At 70.6% G+C, this 2832-nt stretch carries 2 protein-coding genes; one reads left to right on the forward strand and one right to left on the reverse strand.

The annotated features are described in order from the left end of the window. Nucleotides 1-147: 147 nt before the first annotated feature. Entirely contained in the window at nt 148-1863 is a 1716-nt protein-coding gene (locus EFK10_RS46110) for a bacterial transcriptional activator domain-containing protein (RefSeq protein WP_127361592.1), read from the reverse strand. 148 nt (nt 1864-2011) lie between these two features. On the opposite strand from EFK10_RS46110, the gene EFK10_RS46115 reads away from it, so the two are divergent. Next, nucleotides 2012-2320, forward strand: a complete 309-nt coding sequence (locus tag EFK10_RS46115) for a hypothetical protein (RefSeq protein ID WP_127361593.1) — start codon at nt 2012-2014, stop codon at nt 2318-2320. Nucleotides 2321-2832 lie beyond the last annotated feature (512 nt).

Genomic DNA, 2832 nt, shown 5'->3' on the forward strand with positions numbered 1-2832 from the left:
GCGTCGTGTCGCAAGCGGGGTGCGCATAGCCTCGGATCGGTGAACGCGATGCGATAACGATGCATCTACAGTTGCGAGCGATACGCTGCGGATCTGGGTGCTGGGCCGCGTCCCCCCGTCGCGGTCCGGCACCTATTTGTCGTCTGGTCAGGCCCGTCTGGTGTGGGCGGGTTCGGGCCGGTCGGGGGACAGCACCAGGTCGATGGTCTGTTCGGTGATGGTGTCCAGTGACATGTCGTACGTCCGCGCGACCTGCTGGACTCGTGCGACGGCTTTGCGTACGCCTGTGGTGTTTTCGGCGGCCCATTCGATGGTCATCCAGTCCCGGTACAGCACCTCGGCGGTCTCATCGATGTCCAGGCCGCGCAGCGCGGCGTGGCGGGCGGCGTCCAGGTCCGGGTTGTCGCCGTCGGTGTGCCAGGCGGCGAGGGTGTGGGCGACGTCGACGATGCGGGAGAGCATCTCGTGCTGGATGGAGTCCGCCCAGGGGTAGTCCTGGCCGTCGAAGGGCTTGCCCCGCACCAGGCCGAGCGCGTTTTCCAGGTCTGGGATGCCGCCGCCGGGGCCGGCGGCCAGTCCCCGGGTGGCCAGGTGCTGGAAGGCCTGCCAGTCCGAGCGGATCCCGGTGTGGAAGGCGTAGCCGCCGTTTTTGGGCCGGGGCAGGTAGGCCTCGCCGTCGGGGGCCGCGCCGAACCGGGACCGGATCTCCGACAGTCGCGACTGCAGGGTGCGGGTCGACCAGGGGGAGACCGGGTCCATCGCGGTACACAGGGTCTCGGCGCTGCGGCCGGGACGCAGATAGATCAGTGCTGCCAGCGCGCGGACTCTGGGGCCGTGGCCGGAGCCGCTGATTGCGGTGACCTGGATCGGCCCCAGCACGTCGATCTGCGGCGCATCCAGGTCACCCTCGCCGACGGCATCGTCGCCCTGGAGCTGCTCGGCGGCGGCCACGTCCTCGTCGGGGCTGTTCGGATCGGTGTTGGCGGTGGCGGGTTGCGGGTCCGGCGCGGCGCCGACCAGGCTCGGGGCTGCTTCCTCAGCGTCACCATCCGGGTCGTCGGCTGTGGGCTTGACCAGCCGGATCGGTGTGCCCGCGGAGGCGAGCAGCGCGGGGAAGAAGTTGCCGGGATCGGCGACCTCGTTGTCCTCGCCGCCGGTGTTCAGGAGCAGTGGGTGCGGGCCGGGGCGGGGCGTGGTGGCGGCCAGGTTGTGGTCTTCGGCGAGTTGCCAGGCGCCGGTGGCGGGTTGGGCGTCCTGGTCGGAGACTTCGAGGGCGTGGACGTACTGCCGGTACTGGTCGTCGGTGAGGCGCTGCAGCTGCACCGGCCCGGCGCCCAGCTGCGCGAGCGTGACCGGGGTGTCCGGCGTGACGGCGATGGCTTCGGCGTCGGGGAAGGCCTGCCGGGTGGCCTGGCTGGCGGGGAGGACCACGGCGACGGGAAGGTCGCGGGCGGCGGAGACCGCGTCGGCGAGCTGCCAGGCCTGCGCCGGGTCGACGTCGCCGGCGCAGATGAGGATCCACGGCAGCGGCTCCGGCGCCTCCCCGCCTGCGCCGTGCTGCTGGTGTACCTCGACCAGCAGGGCGCCCAGGTCGGCGATGACGGACGGCAGGTGCGGCATGGTCCGTACCCGGCCCTGGGGCAGCAGCGTGGCCAGCCGTGCCCCCAGTCCGACGGTGACGATCTCGGTGTGGTCGGTCCACCCGCTGGTTCCCGCCTCCAGTGCCATCGCCCGGGTGACCGCGAGGACGTTGCCCGGGTCGCCGTCGAGGAGCAGGGCGCCGGTGTTCAGCAAGTTGGCGAGCAGCAGTTCGCTGTCCTGGGTGGCGCCGAGGGTGACCAGGCCCGGGTACGGGGCGGGCACCTGGCGGGCCGCGTCGTTGGCGTTTGGGTTGCAGCGGATGTTGTGTCTGCTGGCCAGGGATGTGGCGGCCCGGCGGGCGGGCCGTGGGGGAGGAGGGCGCCAGCCCGCCGAACCCGGGCATGACTGGCTGACGCATTCTGGCTCGGAGATGAGCCCGCCGAGGATTCCGTGGACAGCTGCGGGGTCCGCCGACGATGCCCTGGGCGGTCTGCTGGCCCCGGCCCCCGAGACCGCGCCCCCACGGCGTGATATCGAAGGCCGCTGGATCACCGCGCCCGCCCTGGCCTACCTCGGTTTCCACCAGGAGTTTCCCGCCTGCTGCCGCCCACCCCGCAGCGCCCCACCTTCGAGTTCGGCAGCTACCAGCAGTGGCTGCACGAAGCCGGGCGACACATCGATCCGCTGGCACCTCGGCGAACTGCGCGGCGGCCTCGTTGACCGCCATGGACGCGCTTAGACCATGGCCACTGGAGACGGCGCGGCCGGGGCTGATGACGCGAGCCCTATACGGGGCATCCGACCAGTTCGCGCAGCGAGGTGCCTGGCAGCCATGTCGGCAACGGCTGAATTTGGGTTCTGGCACACTTTCCGTGCCAGGGCACAGAGCGTCACGGGCTCCATGATCATCAGCGGGCATCATACGCACAGAACCTCGCATTCCCGCCGTGTGACATCTGCTCCAGATGGCGGGTGGTAACGCTCCGTTGCGCCAGCACGGAAAGTGTGCCAGAACCTGAATTTGGGACCAGTTCGAACGGTTCAATTCTGAGCCACTGTGCGGTCTCGAGGCTTCATGTCAGTCGTTGTCGTTCGTGGTGGGGACGCGGCCGAGTTCCCGGCCGCGCATGCGGTAGGACTCTCCTTTGAGGGACACCAACGGAACGCAGACGGTCTTGGCTGGACGGTGCGGGTCGGAGGGGCCGGTTGGATGGCAGGGGCGGCTCGGCCGGCGGGTCGTCGAGCGGGATC

It is taken from the genome of Streptomyces soli (assembly GCF_003999195.1).
Classification (GTDB): Bacteria; Actinomycetota; Actinomycetes; order Streptomycetales; family Streptomycetaceae; genus Actinacidiphila; species Actinacidiphila soli.

What these genes read in the sequence shown, in the direction of transcription:
- EFK10_RS46115 (WP_127361593.1), top strand. Translation starts at nt 2,012, where the DNA reads ATGAGCCCGCCGAGGATTCCGTGGACAGCTGCGGGGTCCGCCGACGAT.